Source organism: Streptosporangium sp. NPDC048886 (assembly GCF_055586905.1).
Map to the genome: position 1 here is coordinate 26,564 of NZ_JBVJHH010000033.1, position 19,216 is coordinate 45,779.

The 19,216-nt window shown below is 70.9% G+C and carries 16 protein-coding genes; 8 read left to right on the top strand and 8 right to left on the bottom strand.

What is annotated here, in order from left to right; all coding sequences use genetic code 11:
- Position 1 precedes the first annotated feature (1 nt).
- The 8 genes from pyrF to pyrR form a co-directional block, all read right to left on the bottom strand.
- Positions 2-715 carry an orotidine-5'-phosphate decarboxylase gene (gene pyrF / locus ACZ6R6_RS33650; RefSeq protein ID WP_470100224.1) on the bottom strand — a complete coding sequence of 238 codons (714 nt, stop codon included), beginning with the start codon at positions 713-715 and terminating at the stop codon, positions 2-4.
- Positions 712-1,686, bottom strand: a complete 975-nt coding sequence (locus tag ACZ6R6_RS33655; RefSeq protein ID WP_306857693.1) for a dihydroorotate dehydrogenase — start codon at positions 1,684-1,686, stop codon at positions 712-714. Before ACZ6R6_RS33655 ends, pyrF begins: the two co-directional genes overlap by 4 nt.
- Positions 1,676-2,551 carry a dihydroorotate dehydrogenase electron transfer subunit gene (locus ACZ6R6_RS33660; protein WP_470100226.1) on the bottom strand — a complete coding sequence of 292 codons (876 nt, stop codon included), beginning with the start codon at positions 2,549-2,551 and terminating at the stop codon, positions 1,676-1,678. Before ACZ6R6_RS33660 ends, ACZ6R6_RS33655 begins: the two co-directional genes overlap by 11 nt.
- A gap of 161 nt (positions 2,552-2,712) precedes the next feature.
- On the bottom strand, positions 2,713-6,033 hold the full coding sequence (carB, locus tag ACZ6R6_RS33665; RefSeq protein WP_470100228.1) for a carbamoyl-phosphate synthase large subunit: 3,321 nt from the start codon (positions 6,031-6,033) through the stop codon (positions 2,713-2,715).
- Positions 6,026-7,255 carry a glutamine-hydrolyzing carbamoyl-phosphate synthase small subunit gene (gene carA, locus ACZ6R6_RS33670; RefSeq protein ID WP_470100230.1) on the bottom strand — a complete coding sequence of 410 codons (1,230 nt, stop codon included), beginning with the start codon at positions 7,253-7,255 and terminating at the stop codon, positions 6,026-6,028. Before carA ends, carB begins: the two co-directional genes overlap by 8 nt.
- Positions 7,256-7,377: 122 nt before the next feature.
- Positions 7,378-8,673, bottom strand: a complete 1,296-nt coding sequence (locus ACZ6R6_RS33675) for a dihydroorotase (protein ID WP_470100232.1) — start codon at positions 8,671-8,673, stop codon at positions 7,378-7,380.
- Positions 8,670-9,602: an aspartate carbamoyltransferase catalytic subunit gene (locus ACZ6R6_RS33680; RefSeq protein WP_306857688.1), complete on the bottom strand. Its 933-nt coding sequence runs from the start codon at positions 9,600-9,602 to the stop codon at positions 8,670-8,672. Before ACZ6R6_RS33680 ends, ACZ6R6_RS33675 begins: the two co-directional genes overlap by 4 nt.
- Positions 9,599-10,168 (bottom strand): bifunctional pyr operon transcriptional regulator/uracil phosphoribosyltransferase PyrR, encoded by a 570-nt coding sequence (gene pyrR, locus ACZ6R6_RS33685; protein ID WP_306857687.1) that lies wholly within the window; start codon positions 10,166-10,168, stop codon positions 9,599-9,601. The genes ACZ6R6_RS33680 and pyrR overlap by 4 nt, the downstream gene beginning before the upstream one ends.
- A gap of 265 nt (positions 10,169-10,433) precedes the next feature.
- Here pyrR and ACZ6R6_RS33690 point away from each other — a divergent pair, with 265 nt between their 5' ends.
- From ACZ6R6_RS33690 to ACZ6R6_RS33725, 8 genes are all read left to right on the top strand, one after another.
- Entirely contained in the window at positions 10,434-11,357 is a 924-nt protein-coding gene (locus ACZ6R6_RS33690) for a F0F1 ATP synthase subunit gamma (RefSeq protein ID WP_470100235.1), read from the top strand.
- Between the two features lie 127 nt (positions 11,358-11,484).
- The gene (locus ACZ6R6_RS33695) at positions 11,485-11,757 is read left to right on the top strand and encodes a DUF3040 domain-containing protein (RefSeq protein ID WP_470100237.1); all 273 of its coding nucleotides are present in this window, start codon (positions 11,485-11,487) and stop codon (positions 11,755-11,757) included.
- A 188-nt stretch (positions 11,758-11,945) separates the two neighbouring features.
- Positions 11,946-13,376: an amino acid permease gene (locus tag ACZ6R6_RS33700; RefSeq protein WP_470100238.1), complete on the top strand. Its 1,431-nt coding sequence runs from the start codon at positions 11,946-11,948 to the stop codon at positions 13,374-13,376.
- 28 nt (positions 13,377-13,404) lie between these two features.
- A complete protein-coding gene (locus tag ACZ6R6_RS33705; RefSeq protein ID WP_470100240.1) occupies positions 13,405-14,649 on the top strand; it encodes an arginine deiminase in 1,245 nt (414 codons plus the stop codon).
- A 39-nt stretch (positions 14,650-14,688) separates the two neighbouring features.
- Complete coding sequence (gene argF, locus ACZ6R6_RS33710; protein ID WP_470100242.1) at positions 14,689-15,693, top strand: ornithine carbamoyltransferase; 1,005 nt, start codon at positions 14,689-14,691, stop codon at positions 15,691-15,693.
- 3 nt (positions 15,694-15,696) lie between these two features.
- Complete coding sequence (gene arcC, locus ACZ6R6_RS33715) at positions 15,697-16,632, top strand: carbamate kinase (protein WP_470100244.1); 936 nt, start codon at positions 15,697-15,699, stop codon at positions 16,630-16,632.
- 97 nt (positions 16,633-16,729) lie between these two features.
- Positions 16,730-18,154: an amino acid permease gene (locus ACZ6R6_RS33720; protein ID WP_470100246.1), complete on the top strand. Its 1,425-nt coding sequence runs from the start codon at positions 16,730-16,732 to the stop codon at positions 18,152-18,154.
- On the top strand, positions 18,151-19,059 hold the full coding sequence (locus tag ACZ6R6_RS33725; RefSeq protein WP_470100248.1) for a universal stress protein: 909 nt from the start codon (positions 18,151-18,153) through the stop codon (positions 19,057-19,059). Before ACZ6R6_RS33720 ends, ACZ6R6_RS33725 begins: the two co-directional genes overlap by 4 nt.
- The last annotated feature ends 157 nt before the right edge of the window (positions 19,060-19,216 follow it).

The window sequence follows — 19,216 nt, forward strand, 5'->3', positions numbered from 1 at the left end:
ATCACACCGCGCGCCCGCTGGCGGCGAGGGTGCGCCGCAGCGCCGCGGCGATCCCCGCGGCGGCCGCCCCCGGGTCGGCCGAGCCGGTGATCGGGCGGCCGATCACCAGAAGATCGGCCCCGTCGGCGAGTGCCCGCTCGGGAGTCGCTACCCTTGCCTGATCCTGACTCTCGGCGCCGACGGGGCGGACGCCGGGAGTGATCAGGGTGATGTCCGGCCCGACCTCTGCCCGCACCGTGGCGACCTCACGCGGCGAGCAGACGAGGGCCTGGGCGCCCGCGCCGACGGCCATGACCGCCATACGGCGCACGGCGTCGTCGGAGGGACCCCTCAGACCGATCCGCTCCAGATCGGCCTCGGAGAGCGACGTGAGCACCGTCACGGCCGCGATCTGGGTGCTGGGCAGGGCCTCCACCGCCGCCTCGATCATCGCGGGGCCACCGGCCGCGTGGACGGTCAGGATCGCGGGCTTGAGCCGCGCCACCGCCCTGGCCGCGCCCGCGACGGTGTTCGGGATGTCGTGGAGCTTCAGGTCGAGGAAGATCTGCACGCCGCTCGCGCCGCGCACCGAGGCGATCACCTCGGGGCCGTAGCGGAGGTAGAGTTCGAGTCCGACCTTGACCGTGCTGACGTGTGGCGTCACCAGGCTCGCCCAGTGGGCCGCGGTCTCCAGGTCGGGTGCGTCCAGGGCGACGGCGATGGGTGCGGGCGTCACAGGGAACTCTCCTCTAGATCTATCCGGTGCCGGGTGGACGCCCCCGGCGGGCGATGGGCCAGCCCGACCGCGTCGGCCAGCCGGTGGAAGCCCCGCGCCGCCAGGAGCTCCTCCAGCTCCCGCAGGATGCGCAGGCAGGCGTAGGGGTCGTGGAACAGCGCCGTGCCGACGGCGACGACGCAGGCCCCGGCGAGGATGAGCTCGAAGGCGTCCCTGCCGGTCAGCACGCCGCCCATGCCGATGATGGGCACGCTGGGCAGCGCGGCGTGGACCTGCCACACGCAGCGTACGGCCAGCGGCCGGATGGCCGGTCCCGACAGGCCGCCGGTGACCGCCGCCAGCGACGGGCGCATGGCCTCGGTGTCGATGCTCATGCCGAGCGGGTTGTTGATCATCGAGAGCGCGTCGGCGCCGCCGTCCACGCAGGCGCGGGCGACGCTCACGACGTCCACCACGTCCGGGGAGAGCTTGGCCACCACGGGCACGTCGTAGCGCATCACCGAGCGCACCGAGGCGATCACCTCGGCCGAGGCGGCCCCGTCGCGGGCGAAGACCCGCCCCCGGTCCTCGATGTTGGGGCAGGACAGGTTGACCTCCACGGCGCTCACCCCGGGGGCGTCGGTGAGCCGGCGGGCCAGCGCGGTGTATTCGGCCACGGTGCCGCCGCCGATGGAGACCACGGTCCTGACGTTCCGCTGGGCCAGCCAGGGCAGCTCACGCTCCAGGAAGGCGTCTACGCCCGGCCCCTGCAGGCCGATGGCGTTGAGCATGCCCGAGGGCGTCTCGGCCATCCTGGGGGTCGGACGGCCCGCTCTGGGGGCCATCGTGATCGACCGCGTGGTCAGCGCGCCGATCCGGCCCAGATCGAAGAACTGGGCCAGCTCGGAGCCCGACGCCGCGCATCCCGCGGCCGTGGTGATCGGGTTGACCAGCTCCACGTGCCCCAGGTAGGTCCGCATGTCAACCGGCATTCCGCGATCCCCCACCGGGCGCTCCGAGCGCGTCGAACGGGATCGTTCCCACGTCGTCGAACCGGACGCGCTCGCCCCGGAAGACCGGCCCCTCCACGCACGAGCGCACCATCCGGGTCACGCCGTCGTCGCCGATGACCGGCAGCACGCACGTCATGCAGACGCCCACCCCGCACGCCATCCGCTCCTCCACGGCCACCTGGACCGGGATGTCGAACTCGACCGCCACGGCGGTGACGCCGCGCAGCATCGACATGGGGCCGCAGGCGTAGACCACGTCGGCCCGGACGTCGGCGATCACGCCGGGCAGCACGTCGGTCACCCGGCCGCGCAGGCCCAGGGAGCCGTCCTCGGTGGTCAGCGTGGTCGTCTCCCCCATCCTGCGGGCGCGCAGCGCGCCGAAGACCCGGTCGGCCGAGGCCGCGCCCAGCACGAAGTCGACGCGGCAGCCGCGCTGCTGGAGCACGTCGGCCACGGCGAACAGCGTCGCCGAGCCGTACTCGCCGCCGACCAGGACGCAGGTCACCGGGTCGCGCGGCAGCGGGAAGGGCCGGCCGAGCGGCCCGACCAGGTCCAGCGTGTCACGGGCGCGGCGCTCGGCCAGCCACGCCGTGCCGGGGCCGCGCACGGTGAAGACGAACTCCACCGTGCCGCTGTAGTCGGGCTTGACGTCGTGGATGGAGAAGGCACGGCGCGTCAGCATCGACGTCTGCGCCCCGCCGACGGCCACCGCGACGAAGTGGCCGGGCCGGAACCGCTCGGCGATGCCGGGCGCGACCACGGTCAGCGCATGGTAGGCGTCGACCCGGCGCGTCGTCAGCACCGTGCCCGTCACCTGTACCGGAGTAACAGGCGTCTCCCTCACCTCCGCCGGGGCCTCAGCCCCGCAACCGCCGTGCCTGTGGTCGTGCCCGGCTCCTCACTCGCTCCGCGGACGGCTCATTGTCCGCCGTCCGCCACACTCGCCCGTCCCGTAACCGCCGTGCCTGTGGTCACGCCCGGCCCCTCATCCGCTCCGCGGGCGGCTCATTCCTCGCCGCCCACCGCACTCGCCTGTCCCCGCAGCCGCTCCGCGTGCTCCTGGAGCGACCGTACGCCGATGTCGTCGCGGACGACGGCCTGGATGCCCTGGACCGCCGCGGCGAGCCCCTGGACGGTCGTGATGCAGGGGATTCCCCGCAACACGGCCGCGGTGCGGATCTCGTAGCCGTCCAGCCGCGGCCCGGACTGGCCGGGGCTGCCGAAGGGCGTGTTCACGATGAGATCCACCTCACCATCCAGGATGCGCCGGCCGATGGTCGGCTCGCCTCCCGGGCCCGTTCCTTCACTCTGCTTGCGCACGATCTTGGCATGGACGCCGTTGCGGCGCAGCACCTCGGCGGTCCCCTCGGTGGCGAGAATCTCGAACCCGAGGTCGGCGAGCGCCTTGACCGGGAAGATCATCGCGCGTTTGTCCCGGTTGGCCACCGAGACGAACGCCCGTCCCCCGGTCGGCAGCGAGCCGTAGGCGGCGGCCTGCGACTTGGCGTAGGCCGTGCCGAAGAACTCGTCGATGCCCATGACCTCGCCGGTGGAGCGCATCTCCGGGCCCAGCACGGTGTCGACGCCGCGGAAGCGGTTGAACGGCAGCACCGCCTCCTTGACCGCGATGGGCGCGTCCAGCGGCATGGTGCCGCCGTCGCCCTCGGCCGGGAGCATGCCCTCGGCGCGCAGCTCGGCCACCGTGGCGCCCATCATCACCCGCGCCGCCGCCTTGGCCAACGGCACCGCCGTGGCCTTGGAGACGAACGGCACCGTACGGCTGGCGCGCGGGTTGGCCTCCAGCACGTAGAGGATGTTGGCCGACATGGCGTACTGCACGTTGAGCAGGCCGCGCACGCCCACGCCGCGGGCGATGGCCTCGGTGGCGGTGCGGATGCGCTTGATGTCGTGGCTGCCGAGCGTCATCGGGGGCAGCGAGCACGCCGAGTCGCCGGAGTGGATGCCGGCCTCCTCGATGTGCTCCATCACGCCGCCGAGGTAGAGCTCCTCGCCGTCGAACAGCGCGTCCACGTCGATCTCGACGGCCTCGTCGAGGAACTTGTCCACCAGCACCGGGTGGTCGCTGGCCGCGCCGGCCTTGGACATGTAGGTGCTCAGCGTCTCGTCGTCGTAGACGATGGCCATGCCGGCGCCGCCGAGGACGTAGGAGGGCCGGACCAGGACCGGGTAGCCGATCTCCTCGGCGATCGCCAGGGCCTCCTCCACGGTCACCGCGGTGCCGTGCTTGGGCGCGGGCAGGCCGGCCTCGGCCAGGACGCGGCCGAAGGCGCCGCGCTCCTCGGCCAGGTGGATCGACTCCGGCGAGGTGCCGACGATCGGGACGCCGGCGTCCTTGAGCGCCTGGGCCAGGCCGAGCGGGGTCTGGCCGCCGAGCTGGACGATGACGCCGGCGACCGGGCCGGTCTGCTGCTCGGCGTGGACGACCTCCAGGACGTCCTCCAGGGTGAGCGGCTCGAAGTAGAGCCGGTCGGAGGTGTCGTAGTCGGTGGAGACCGTCTCCGGGTTGCAGTTGACCATGACGGTCTCGTATCCGGCCGCCGACAGCTCGAAGGAGGCGTGCACGCACGCGTAGTCGAACTCGATGCCCTGGCCGATCCGGTTCGGCCCCGAGCCGAGGATGAGGACCTTGGGGCGCTCGCCGTGGGGGACCTCGGTCTCCTCGTCGTAGGTGGAGTAGAGGTAGGGCGTGCGGGCGGCGAACTCGGCGGCGCAGGTGTCGACGGTGTTGTAGACCGGCCGGACGCCCAGCGCGTGGCGCAGGTCCCGGACCCGGGGCTCGGTCATGTCGCGCAGCTCGGCGATCTGCACGTCGCTGAAGCCGTACCGCTTGGCCTGGGTCAGCACCTCGGCGGTGAGCTGGGGCGCCCGGCGCAGCTCGGCGGCGACCTCGTCGATGGCGAACAGCTGGTCCAGGAACCACGGGTCCACCGCGGTGGCCTCGAACAGCTCCGCGGACGTGGCCCCGGCGCGGATGGCCTGCTGCATGGTGAACAGGCGGCCGTCGTGCGGCGTGCGGCAGGCCGCGAGGAGGTCGTCCTTGCCGCCCGGCTCGCCCGCCCAGGTGAAGACCGCGCCCTTCTTCTCCAGCGAGCGCAGCGCCTTCTGCAGGGCCTCGGGGAAGGATCGGCCGATGGCCATGGCCTCGCCGACCGACTTCATGTGGGTCGTCAGGGTCTGGTCGGCCCCGGCGAACTTCTCGAAGGCGAAGCGCGGCACCTTGACCACGATGTAGTCGAGCGAGGGCTCGAACGACGCCGGGGTCTCCTTGGTGATGTCGTTGGGGATCTCGTCCAGGGTGTAGCCGATGGCCAGCTTGGCGGCGATCTTGGCGATCGGGAAGCCGGTGGCCTTGGAGGCCAGGGCGCTGGAGCGGGAGACGCGCGGGTTCATCTCGATGACGACCATGCGGCCGGTGCGCGGGTCGACGGCGAACTGGATGTTGCAGCCGCCGGTGTCGACGCCGACCTCGCGGATGACCGCGATGGCGACGTCGCGCATGTTCTGGTATTCGCGGTCGGTGAGGGTCAGGGCGGGGGCCACGGTGACGCTGTCGCCGGTGTGCACGCCCATCGGGTCGATGTTCTCGATGGAGCAGACGATGACGACGTTGTCGGCCTTGTCGCGCATGACCTCCAGCTCGTACTCCTTCCAGCCGAGGATGGACTCCTCCAGGAGCACCTCGGTGGTCGGCGAGGCGTCGAGGCCGGCTCCGGCGATGCGCCGCAGGCCCTCCTCGTCGTGGGCGAAGCCGGAACCGACGCCGCCCATGGTGAAGGAGGGGCGCACCACCAGGGGGTAGCCCAGCTCGCCGGCGGCGGCCAGGCACTCGTCCAGGGTGTGGCAGACGAACGAGCGGGCCGAGTCGGCGTTGAGGCCGCGCTCGGCGGCGACCTTGGCCACGATGCCCTTGAACAGCTCGCGGTTCTCGCCCGCCTGGATGGCGTCCACGTCGGCGCCGATCAGCTCGACGTCGTATTTGGCCAGGACGCCGGCCTCGTGCAGGGCGATCGCGGTGTTCAGCGCGGTCTGGCCGCCGAGGGTGGGCAGCAGCGCGTCGGGCCGCTCCTTGGCGATGATCTTCTCGACGATGTCCGGGGTGATCGGCTCGACGTAGGTGGCGTCGGCGAACTCGGGGTCCGTCATGATCGTCGCCGGGTTGCTGTTGACGAGGATCACGCGGAAGCCCTCGGCGCGCAGCACGCGGCAGGCCTGGGTCCCCGAGTAGTCGAACTCGCAGGCCTGCCCGATCACGATCGGCCCGGAGCCGATCACCATGACCGACTGGATGTCCGTGCGCTTAGGCATCCTTGTTCCCCTCCGTTTCGGCGCCCGGCTCCCGGCCCGCGGCCCGTCCTGTGGCGGCTCCCGCCGTGGTCACGCCCGGCCCGTCGCCCGCTCCGGCCACCGTGCCCGCCCGTCCCCTCGCCGCTTCCATCAGCGCGCAGAACTGGTCGAACAGGCCGGCGGAGTCGTGCGGGCCGGCCGCGGCCTCGGGGTGGTACTGGACGCTGAAGGCGGGGCGGTCGAGCAGCCGCAGTCCCTCGACGCAGTCGTCGTTGAGGTTGACGTGGCTGACCTCCGCCGGGCCGTACGGCGTCTCGAAGCGCCCCTCCAGAGGGGCCTGCACGGCGAAGCCGTGGTTGTGCGCGGAGATCTCCACCTTGCCGGTACGCCGGTCCTGGACCGGCTGGTTGACCCCGCGGTGGCCGTAGCGCAGCTTGTAGGTGCCCAGGCCCAGGGCCCGGCCGAAGAGCTGGTTGCCGAAGCAGATGCCGAAGAACGGCGTGCCGGCCTCGAGGACGCCGCGCAGCGCCTCGACCGGTCCGTCGGCGGTGGCGGGGTCGCCGGGGCCGTTGGAGAAGAAGACCCCGTCCGGGTTCAGGGCGAGGATGTCGGCGGCGGTGCTGTCGGCCGGCAGGACGTGCACCTCGCAGCCGCGCTCGGCCATCCGGTGCGGGGTCATCGCCTTGATGCCGAGGTCGACGGCCGCCACGGTGAAGCGCTTGGCGCCGACCGCCGGCACGATGTACGGCTGCGCGGTGGAGACCTCGCCGGCCAGGTCGGCGCCCTCCATCTCGGGGCTGCGCCGGACGCGCTCCAGCAGCTCCTCCACCGGGGCGAGGGACGCGCCGGAGAAGACCCCGGCGCGCATCGCGCCACGCTCGCGCAGATGGCGGGTGAGGGCGCGGGTGCCGGCGATGGCGATGCCGACGACGCCCTGCTCCTTGAGGTAGTCGTCGAGGGAACGGTTGGCGCGCCAGTTGGAGGAGACGCGCGCGGGCTCGCGGACCACGTAGCCGGAGACCCAGACCCGCGAGGACTCGGGGTCCTCGTCGTTGACCCCGGTGTTGCCGATGTGCGGCGCGGTCATCGCGACGATCTGGCGGTGGTAGGAGGGGTCGGTGAGCGTCTCCTGGTAGCCGGTCATCCCGGTGTTGAAGACCATCTCGCCGAAGGTCTCGCCCTCGGCGCCGTAGGGGACCCCGTGGAAGACACGGCCGTCTTCCAGAACTAGCACTGCGGTCACTCAAACACCCCGATCATCTCGGTCATTGCTCCGCAAAAGAAAGTATGAAATGTCCGGCGCTTTGAGGAGTGCGCCTCCACGATGTGGGACGCCCGCCGGGCACGCCCGGCGGGCGGGGGTCCTCACGCGAGCTTCCCGTCCAGGACGGTCGGCCTGCCGCGCAGGAAGGTGGCCACGACGCGGCCGGGGAGGGTCCTGCCCTCGTACGGCGTGTTGCGGCTCTTGGAGGCGTAGCCGGCCGGGTCGACCTCGGCGCGGACGGCGGGGTCGTAGAGGGTGATGTTGGCCGGGGCGCCGGCCTCGATCGGCTGCCCGTGGCCCTGGAGCCGGCCGATCCTGGCCGGGGCGTGGGACATGCGCTCGGCGACGCCGGCCCAGTCGAGCAGCCCGGTCTCCACCATCGCCTCCTGGACCACCGACAGCGCCGTCTCCAGGCCGATCATGCCCATGGCCGCGGCGGCCCACTCGGTCTCCTTGTCCTCGACCGGGTGCGGGGCGTGGTCGGTGGCGACGCAGTCGATCGTGCCGTCGGCCAGGGCCTCGCGCAGCGCCTGCACGTCCGCGCGGGTGCGCAGCGGCGGGTTGACCTTGTAGATCGGGTTGTAGGAGCCCACCGGGGAGTCCTCGACGAAGTCGTCGGTCAGGAGCAGGTGGTGCGGGGTCACCTCGGCGGTGACGTTCCAGCCCTTCGACTTGGCCCAGCGGACGATCTCCACGGAGCCCGCGGTGGACAGGTGGCAGACGTGCAGGCGGGAGCCGACGTGCGCGGCGAGGAGGCAGTCGCGGGCGATGATCGCCTCCTCGGCGACCGCGGGCCAGCCGGTCAGGCCGAGCCTGCCGGAGACCGCGCCCTCGTTCATCTGCGCGTCCTTGGTCAGGCGCGGCTCCTGGGCGTGCTGGGCGACCACGCCGTCGAAGGCCTTGACGTACTCCAGCGCGCGGCGCATGAGCACCGCGTCGGAGACGCACTTGCCGTCGTCGGAGAAGACGCGGACCCGCGCGGCGGAGTCGGCCATCGCGCCGAGCTCGGCCAGCCGCTCGCCCTGCAGACCGACGGTGACGGCGCCGACCGGCCGCACGTCGCAGTGGCCGGCCTCCTGGCCCAGGCGCCAGACCTGCTCGACGACGCCGGCGGTATCGGCGACCGGGTCGGTGTTGGCCATGGCGTGCACCGCGGTGTAGCCGCCCAGGGCGGCGGCCCGGGTGCCGGTCTCGACGGTCTCGGCGTCCTCGCGGCCGGGCTCGCGCAGGTGGGTGTGGAGGTCGACCAGGCCGGGCAGGGCGATGAGGCCCCGGGCGTCGACCGTCTCGTCGCCGCTCAGCCCCTGGCCGACCTCCGCCACGACGCCGTCGCGGATCAGGATGTCGGCCGGCTCGCCGCCGAGGATCTTCGCGCCCTTGATGACGATGGTGGTCACTGGATCTCTCCCCCGAGGTCGGCGCCGCCAAGCAGCAGGTAAAGGACGGCCATGCGAGTGGTCACGCCGTTGGCGACCTGCTCGACGATCGTCGAGCGCGGAGAGTCGGCCACCTCGGCCGCGATCTCCATTCCCCGGTTCATCGGGCCGGGGTGCATCACGATGGCGTCGTCGTGCATCTTGGCGACGCGGTCGCGGTCGAGGCCGTAGCGGCGGCTGTATTCGCGCTCGGTGGGGAAGAAGGCGGCGTTCATCCGCTCGCGCTGCACGCGCAGCATCATCACCACGTCCGACTTGGGCAGCACGGCGTCGAGGTCGTAGGAGACCTCGCACGGCCAGGAGTCCACGGTCACCGGGAGCAGGGTGGGCGGGGCGACCAGGGTCACCTCGGCGCCGAGCGTGTTCAGCAGCAGCACGTTGGAGCGGGCCACCCGGCTGTGCAGCACGTCGCCGACGATGGTGACCTTCCTGCCCTCCAGCGGGCCCAGGCGGCGGCGCATGGTGAAGGCGTCGAGCAGGGCCTGGGTGGGGTGCTCGTGGGTGCCGTCGCCGGCGTTGACGACGCTGCCGCGCACCCAGCCGGCCAGGCGGTGCGGTGCGCCGGAGGCGCCGTGCCGGATGACGACGGCGTCGGCGCCCATCGCCTCCAGGGTGAGCGCGGTGTCCTTGAGCGACTCGCCCTTGGAGACGCTGGAGCCCTTGGCGGAGAAGTTGATGACGTCGGCCGACAGGCGCTTGGCCGCGGCCTCGAAGGAGATCCTGGTCCGGGTGGAGTCCTCGAAGAAGAGGTTGACCACGGTACGGCCGCGCAGGGTCGGCAGCTTCTTGATGGACCGCTCGGAGATCTTCGCCAGCTCGTCGGCGGTGTCGAGGATGAGCAGGGCGTCGTCACGGCTCAGGTCGGCCGCCGAGATCAGGTGCCGCTTCACTTGTCGTCCTCCTTCAGCAGCAGGACCGCGTCGCGGCCGTCGTTCTCCTCCAGGTAGACCTTGACGATCTCGGACTTGGAGGTCGGGAGGTTCTTGCCCACGTAGTCGGCGCGGATGGGCAGCTCCCGGTGGCCCCGGTCCACCAGGGCGGCGAGCTGGACGGCCTGCGGGCGGCCCAGGTCGTTGAGCGCGTCGAGCGCGGAGCGGACGGTGCGGCCGGAGTAGAGGACGTCGTCGACGAGGACGACGATCCTGCCGTCTATGCCGTCGGCCGGCAGCTCGGTGCGGCCCAGCGCGCGGGCCGGGCGCAGGCGCAGGTCGTCGCGGTACATCGTCACGTCGAGGGATCCGACGGGCACCGAGCGGCCCTCGAACTGCTTGATGCAGGCGGCCAGGCGCCGGGCCAGGTGGACACCCCGCGTGGGGATCCCGAGCAGGACGATGTCCTCGGCACCCTTGGTGCGCTCGAGGATCTCGTGGGAGATGCGGATCAGCGCGCGGTTGATGTCGGGTCCTTCGAGGACCGCGCGTGCGCTGCCGTGGGCATGCGAAATGGCGTCAGCCAAAAGAAACACCACCTTTCCCGCCTCACGGGACGGGTCTTAAAGGAAGTCAGCGACCTCACGTTAGCAGCCGTGCGGCGATGACTCGGAATCGCCCCCTTGATCCCCTAACGGGGGCAAACGTTGACATAAGCCTACATAAGACCTCCAGAGGTACACACGCATCATTAATTGGCAAACTCTCGCCCCGCCGGCCGTGCCGCGGACCGCCGGGGGGAGGGCCCATCGTGACGGCATCCCGGCCGGCAGCAGACCCCGGGGAGGCAGCATGGGCGCCGAGCTCCGCGCGATCCGCGCACGCATCCGCTCCATCACGTCGACGGCCAAGATCACTCGGGCCCAGGAGCTCATCGCCTCCTCCCGGATCCCCAAGGCCCGCCAGCGCCTCGACTCCGCCAGGCCGTACGCCATGGAGATCACCAGGGCGGCCTCCATCCTCGTCAGCCACGACATCCATCTGGACCACGCGCTGCTCAACCGCAGGCCCGACACCTCGCGCGTGGCGGTGCTGCTGATGAGCAGCGACCGGGGTTTCTGCGGCGGCTTCAACAACAACGTGCTGCGCCAGGGGGACGCGCTGGCGGCGCTCCTGAGCGGGCAGGGCAAGGAGCCGGTGTTCTACCTCGCGGGCCGCAAGGCGGTGGACTTCTACCGCTTCCGGCACCGGCGCAGCGAGCGGGACTGGGTCGGGCTGTCGGACCACCCCTCCTACGACGTCGCCGCCGAGATCGGCCAGACGCTGGTGGAGGCCTTCGACAGGCCCACCCGGGACGGCGGGGTGGGCGAGGTGCACGTCGTGTTCACCGAGTTCGTCTCCATGCTGACCCAGCGGACCCGGGTGCGCCGGATCCTGCCCCTGGAGCTGGAGGAGATGGAGATCGGCGGCGGCGCCGAGGGCTCGGCCCCCAGGCCCCTGCCGCCGTACGAGTTCGAGCCGGCCGCGGGGGCCGTGCTCGACCCGCTGCTGAGGCAGTACGTCCGGGGCCGGATCTGGAGCATGCTGCTGGAGTCCAGCGCCGCCGAGCACGCCGCCCGCCGGCAGGCGATGATGTCGGCCACCGAGAACGCCCACGAGCTGATCGGCGCGCTCACCCGCCGGGCCAACTCCGCGCGCCAGGCCGAGATCACCACCGAGCTCACCGAGATCGTGAGCGGCGCGGAGGCGCTGTCGCGGCCGGGCGGCGAGGAGTAGCCGGGGCGCGGCCGGAGGGCCAGGGCCAGGGCACGGGGGTGAAGATCTACCTCACCGGCTTGGCAAAACCGGACAAAATGCCATTAAAATCCTTCGCGTCATCGTCAGCCACCGGGGGATCGAGAACATGGGCCTGTCCACTCGCGAGAAGCGCACCCTCGACGGAATCGCCGACCGGCTCTACGCGGAGGATCCGGACCTGGCGGAGTCCCTGTCGTCCTTCGCCACCGGCCTGATCACCGCGGAGGCCCTGCCGGCCCGCCGCCGCCCGTTCTCCGGCGTCCTGCTCCCCGTCGTCCTGCTGGCCGCGCTCATGGCGATCATGGCCGTGGTGCTCCCCCCGATCTCGGGCACCGGCGCCGACCCGGGTCCCGCCCCCACCGCGCTGACCCGCGGCTGAGGCGGGCGCGCGCCGCTCCGGGGGCCGTCCCCGGAGCGGATCTGCCCTCACGGAACGTGTCCGGGCCCGCCGGGGCGGGGCGCCGTCCGCCCTGGTAGCACGCGTTTCATCCCCTCCACCCCTGGGGACCTCATTGGGTATTGCCACTAAATGTGACGATACGGAGGATATGTGCCGGGGGGCGCGAAATGGGGGAATCTTCTGGCGAGCGTCCGCGAGGACGGATCACCGCCGAGGAGGGAGTGCTCCGTGACGAGGCGGCCGAGGCGATAGCGGCCGAACACGGCAGACTCGGTCTCCCCGCGGCGACCTCACTCGTCGTCGGCAACATCGTGGGCACGGGGGTGTTCCTGCTGCCCGCCTCCCTGGCCGCCTACGGCACCGTCAGCATCCTGTCGATGGCCCTGGTGTCGATCGGCGCCGTCGCGCTCGCCGTCGTGTTCGGCAGGCTCGGCGCGCGGGTGCCCGCGGGAGGCGGGCCGTACGCCTACGCCAAGGACGCCTTCGGCGAGTTCCCGGGCTTCTGGAACGCCTGGTCGTTCTGGCTGACCGCCTGGATCGGCAACGCCGCGATCGCCGTCGTCTGGGTCAACTACGCCAACTACTTCCTGCACTGGGACTCCCCCGCCGCCCAGATCGCGCTGGCGCTGGTCGCCCTGTGGATCCCGGCGCTGATCAACCTGAGCGGCGTGCGGAACATCGGCGCGTTCACCCTGATCACCACGGTGCTGAAATTCATCCCCCTGATCTTCGTCTCCGTGGTCGGCCTGTTCTTCGTCCGGGGCGCCAACTTCGGCCCGCTCAACGCCACCACCGGCAACTGGATCGGCGCCCTGTCCACCGCGGGCGCGCTCGCGCTGTTCATCTACTCCGGCGTCGAGAGCGTCACCATCGTGGCCGAGAAGATCAAGGACCCGGCCCGCAACATCGGCAGGGCCAGCGTCTACGGCGTGCTGATCTGCGCCGCGATGTACATGCTCAGCACCGTCGCCATCTTCGGCACCGTCCCGCACGACGCGCTGGTCGACTCCCCCGCCCCGTTCGCCGACGCGATCAACAACATGTTCGGCGGCAGCGTCGGGGGCGGCATCATGGCGGCCTGCGCGGTGATCTCCGGCATCGGCGCGATCAACGGCTGGACCATGCTCGTGGCCGAGATGCCGATGGCCGCGGCCAGGGACGGCCTGTTCCCGCGGGCGTTCGCCCGGGAGAACCGCCGCGGCGCCCCGTGGGTGGGCATCGTCCTGGGCACCGCGCTGACCTCGCTGGTGGCGGTCTACAACTACTTCGGCACCACCGAGGGCTTCAACAAGATCCTGCTGATCGCGACCTTCACCACGGTCATCCCCTACTTCTTCTCCGCGTGCGCCCAGCTGTTCTGGCTGGTCACCGGGGCCAGGAAGACCAGCGGAGCGCGCCTGGGCCGCGACCTGGCCATCACCTCCGTGGCCATCCTGTTCGCCTTCTGGATGACGTACGGCGCCGGCATGGAAGCGGTCTTCACCGGCTTCCTGATGCTGCTCGTGGGCATCCCGATCTACATCTGGACCAAGGCGAAACGCGGCGAATACGGCCCCAGGAGCGGGACCCGGACGGCGCCGTCCGGACAGCCCCGCTGACAACGACGGACGGCGAAGGAGACGAGAGATGACCTTTCATGTCGGCTCCGAGGTGGGCAGGCTCCACCAGGTCCTGCTGCACAAGCCCGAACTGGCGCTCAAGCGCCTCACCCCCACCAACAAGGACGACTTCCTCTTCGACGACGTGCTGTGGGTGCAACGCGCGCTGGAGGAGCACGAGCAGTTCCAGCAGGTGCTGCGCGAGCGCGGCGTCACCGTCCACATGCTGGCCGACCTGCTGCGCGAGACGATCGACATCCCCGACGCCCGCAAGCACATCCTGGACAGCGTCGTCGACGAGCGCTACTTCGGGCCGATGGCCGTCGACGCCCTCCGCAACGCCCTCGACGCGATGGACGCCGCGACGCTCCAGCTGTACCTCACCGGGGGCATCACCAAACGCGAGCTGCTGGAGCGGGGCACCGACCCCAAGGGGCTGGCCTTCCACACCCTGGAGTACGACGACTTCATCCTGCCGCCGCTGCCCAACCACATGTTCACCCGCGACACCTCGTGCTGGATCTACGACGGCGTCTCCGTCAACGCCATGAAGAAGAAGGCCCGCCAGCACGAGACCGTGAACTACGAGGCCGTCTACCGCTACCACCCGATGTTCGCCTCCGGCTACGACAGGCCCGGACCGGACGGCTACAACGTCTGGATGCCCGGCCTGGCGGCGGCGCCGGCCACCATCGAGGGCGGCGACGTGCTCGTCATCGGCCGCGACGCGGTGCTCGTCGGGATGAGCGAGCGCACCCAGCCCCAGGCGGTGGAGATGCTCGCGCGGAGCCTGTTCGCCCGGGGGTCGGCCAAGAAGATCGTCGCGCTGAACATGCCGAAGGCCCGGGCGTTCATGCACCTGGACACCGTGATGACGAACGTGGACGTCGGCGTGTTCACCAAATACGCCGGCCTGGGCATGCTGCCCTCCTACACCGTCGAGCCCGGCGACACCGAGAAGGAACTCAAGATCACCGATCACCCCGCCGAGGACATGCACAAGGCCATCGCCCGCGCCCTCGGCCTGGACGACATCAAGGTCCTCACCCCCACCCAGGACGTCTACGCCGCCGAGCGGGAGCAGTGGGACGACGGCTGCAACGTCCTGGCCGTCGAACCCGGCGTCGTCGTCGCCTACGAGCGCAACACCACCACCAACAACTACCTGCGCGACAACGGCATCGAAGTGATCACCACCGCGGGCAGCGAGCTCGGCCGGGGCCGGGGCGGCCCGCGCTGCATGAGCTGCCCGCTCGAACGCGACGGAATCTGACCCGCTTCATCGTCACGGGGGACACTACGGGGGACACCGATGGCACTCAACCTGCGCAACCGCAGCTTCCTGAAGGAGCTCGACTTCACACCCGACGAGTTCAGGTTCCTGATCAGGCTGTCGGCCGACCTCAAGTCCGCCAAGTATGCCAGGACCGAGAACCCGAGGCTCACCGGCAAGAACATCGCGCTGATCTTCGAGAAGACCTCCACCCGCACCCGGTGCGCCTTCGAGGTCGGCGCCCACGACCAGGGCGCCCACGTCACCTACCTCGACCCGAGCGGCTCCCAGATGGGCCACAAGGAGTCGGTGAAGGACACCGCGCGGGTCCTGGGCCGGATGTTCGACGGCATCGAGTACCGCGGGAGCAGGCAGGCGTACGTCGAGGAGCTCGCGGCCTACTCGGGCGTGCCCGTCTGGAACGGCCTCACCGACGAATGGCACCCCACGCAGATGCTCGCCGACATGCTCACCATGCAGGAGCACAGCGACAAGCCCCTGCACGACGTCTCCTACGCCTACCTCGGCGACGCCCGCAACAACATGGGCCACTCGCTGCTGGTCACCGGCGCGATGCTCGGCATGGACGTGCGGACGGTGGCGCCCAGGGAGCTCTGGCCGGATGAGGAGAGCGTCGTCAAACCGGCCAGGGACCTCGCCGCGCGGACCGGCGCCACGGTCACCGTCACCGACGACGTGGCCAAGGGCGTCAAGGACGTGGACTTCCTCTACACCGACGTGTGGGTGTCCATGGGCGAGCCCAAGGAAGTGTGGGACGAGCGCGTCAAGCTGCTCATGCCGTACCAGGTCAACGCGGAGACGGTGAAGGCCACCGGGAACCCGGGGGTGAGGTTCATGCACTGCCTGCCGGCCTTCCACAACCGGGAGACCAAGGTCGGCGAGGACCTGTTCGAGAAGACCGGCCAGGAGGCGCTGGAGGTCACCGAGGAGGTCTTCGAGTCACCGCGCTCGATCGTCTTCGACCAGGCCGAGAACCGGCTCCACACCATCAAGGCCATCATGGTGGCCACCTTGGGAGATTGACCGATGCGCGTCCTGGTGGCCCTCGGAGGCAACGCGCTGCTGCGGCGCGGTGAGAGACCCGACGCCGACGCCCAGCAGGAGAACCTGCGCCTGTCGGTCACGTCGCTGGCCAAGCTGGCCGAGCGGCACGAGCTGATCATCACGCACGGGAACGGCCCGCAGGTGGGCGTGCTGGCGCTGGAGAGCACCCAGGACCCCAACCTGACCAGGCCCTACCCCCTCGACACGATCGTCGCCGAGACCCAGGGCATGATCGGCTACTGGATGCTCCAGGCACTGCAGAACGCGCTGCCCGGCCGGCAGGTCGCGGCGCTGGTCACCCAGACGCTCGTCTCCGCGGTGGACCCCGCCTTCGAGGACCCGACCAAGTTCGTCGGCGAGGTCTACGACCAGGACGAGGCCGAGAAGCTGGCCCGCGAGTACGGCTGGACGGTCAAGCAGGACGGGCGCCACTGGCGCAGGGTCGTCCCCTCCCCCGCCCCGCAGCGGGTCGTGGAGACCCGGCTGATCCGCCGCCTGATCCGCGACAACATCCTGACGATCTGCGCGGGCGGCGGCGGCGTCCCGGTCATCCGCAACGACAAGGGCCAGCTCCAGGGCGTCGAGGCGGTCATCGACAAGGACCTCACCGGATCGGTGCTCGCCGAGGCGCTGGAGGCGGACGTCTTCATGATGCTGACCGACGTGCCGCGGGTGGCCAGGCACTTCGGCACCCCGCGGCAGGAGGAGATCGCCCACACCACCCCCTACCAGCTACGCGCCGAGGAGTTCCCGGCCGGCTCGATGGGGCCGAAGGTGGAGGCCGCCTGCCGCTTCGTGGAGACCACCGGCGACATGGCCGCGATCGGCAGACTGGACGAGGCCGAGCAGATCCTGGAGGGGAAGGCGGGCACGATCGTCACCCCCAACGCCACCTGGCCGCTGGCCAGCACACTCTGATCGGGCGCCCGGCCCGCGGCAGGGCGGCCGGGGGCTGGTCGGTCCCCCCGCAACGACGGATCATCACCACACAGGCCCAGTCGAAGGAGAACGAGACATGGCTTCCGTGGCGCACCGGCTGTTCCGCACCAAACCCGCCGACGAGATCGTCGCCGAGGGCGGTCACGGCGAGGGCGGCGAGCTGCGCCGGACCATGACCCTGTGGCAGCTCACCCTCTTCAGCGTCGGCGCCACGCTCGGCACCGGCATCTTCGTCATCCTCGGCCAGGCCGTGCCCAAGGCGGGCCCCGCGGTGGTGGCCGCCTTCGTACTGGCGGCGATCACCGCCCTGTTCTCCGCCCTGTCCTACGCCGAGCTGGCCGGCACGATCCCCGTCTCGGGCTCGTCCTACTCCTACGCCTACGCCACCCTGGGCGAGCTGGTGGCGTGGGTGTGCGGCTGGTGCCTGATGCTGGAGTACGCCGTCTCGGTCGCGGCGGTGGCGGTCGGCTGGGGCGAATACCTCAACCACTTCTTCCGGGACCTGTTCGGCTGGCAGCTGCCGGACTCCATCACCCACTCCCCCGGCCAGCAGGGCGGCGTGTTCAACCTCACCGCCATCGTGATCGTCCTGCTCGCCACCTGGCTGCTGCTGCGCGGCGCCTCCGAGAGCGCCACCGCCAACGCGATCTTCGTGTTGATCAAGATCGCGGTGCTCGTGTTCTTCTGCGTCGTGGCCTTCACCGCCTTCAGCACGGGCAACCTGACGCCCTTCGCCCCGCTGGGCATCGCCGGCATCACCGCCGCCGCCTCGCAGGTCTTCTTCTCCTACATCGGCTTCGACGCGGCCTCGACCGCCGGCGAGGAGGCGAAGAACCCCAAGCGCGACCTCCCCCTGGCGATCATGCTCTCGCTCGGCATCGTCACGCTCGTCTACGTGGCGGTGGCGCTGGCCGCCGTCGGCGCCATGCCGTGGCAGCAGTTCGACCCCGAGAGCACCGAGGCCAGCCTGGCGCTGATCGCCGACCGGGCCACCGGCGCCACCTGGCCGGGCCTCGTCATCTCCTTCGGCGCGGTCATCGCCATCGCCAGCGTGGTCCTCACCGTGCTGTACGGCCAGACCCGCATCCTGTTCGCGATGGCACGCGACGGCCTGATCCCGAGGATCTTCGAGAAGGTGGACCCGCGCCGCCAGGTCCCGGTGGCCAACACGCTCATCGTGGCCCTGTTCGTCTCCGTGCTCGCCGGGTTCATCCCGCTGGGCCAGCTCGCCGAGGCCACCAGCATCGGCACCCTGTTCGCCTTCGCCATCGTCAACGTCGGCGTGCTCGTGCTCCGCCGTACCCGTCCCGACCTGCCCCGCAGCTTCAAGACGCCGCTCTTCCCGATCACCCCGATCCTCGGCGTGATCTTCTGCGTCATCGTGATGCTCGGGCTGGCGGGGATCACCTGGCTGGCCTTCGCGCTCTGGATGCTGGTCGGCCTCCTGGCCTACTTCCTGTACGGCTACCGCCACTCCCGTCTCAACCGGAGCCTCCGATGAAGATCGAGCATGTCCTCTCCGGGTTCGTCCCCGAGTCGCGCGGCAAGGACGGGCTGATGCTGGCCCTGGCGCTGGCCAGGCAGACCGGGGCCCGCCTGACGGTGGCCTACGTGCACGCCCCCGCCTGGACCACCCCGGGCCCCGGCAAGATCGACGCCGAATGGCGGGCGTACGTGCTGGAGGAGGCCGAGCTGACCCTCGCCCAGGCGCGGCGGCTGCTGTCGGAGGTGCGCGACGTGCCGATCGACTACGTCCTGCACGGCAACCGGGGCAGCGGGCGCGGCCTGGTGCAGCTCGCCGGCAGGATCAGGGCCGACGTGGTGGTCGTCGGCTCGGCCCCCGGGGGCGTCCGGGGCCGCATCCGCCTGGGCAGCACCGCCGACCAGCTCCTGCACGCCTCCCCCGTTCCCGTGGCCCTGGCGCCCAAGGGGTACGGCGAGCAGCCCCCGCCCGAGCTCGGGCGGCTGACCGTGGCCTACCGGCGCGATCCCGCCTCCGACGAGGCGGTGCGGCAGGCCGTCACGATCGCCACGCAGATGGGCCTGCCGCTGCGCCTGATCACTCTGGTCGTCAGCGGCGGGCGGCAGGCGAAGATGGCCGAGGAGATGCTCCACCGGCTCCGGGAGAAGGTCGCGGCCGACCTCCAGGAGGCCGCGCGCGGGCACCGGCGCGTGCAGGTGGAGGTGGAGGTGCTGGAGGGCCGGAACGTGGCCGCGGCGCTCGGCGGCACCGACTGCGAGGGGGCGATGCTGATCTGCGCCTCCAGCGAAACGGGGCCGTTGCGCCGGGTCTTCCTCGGCGACGTCTCGTCGAAGATCATACGCGCAGCGCCGTGCCCGGTGATGATGTTGCCCCGAAACCCGCCCCAGAAGCCCGGATCCGGTGACAAGCAGGGGAAACCCTGATGATTCACTGTCCGGAGCGGACAAGTACGGCGTTTGAGGAGGAGCACACCGGATCGGATTCAGCATCTTTTTTCCAATCAGCTTGACCTTAGGCGTCCACAGCTTTACCGTCACTGTCCGTAACCACACCTCGCGGCGTTATCGGGTAAACCCCGGC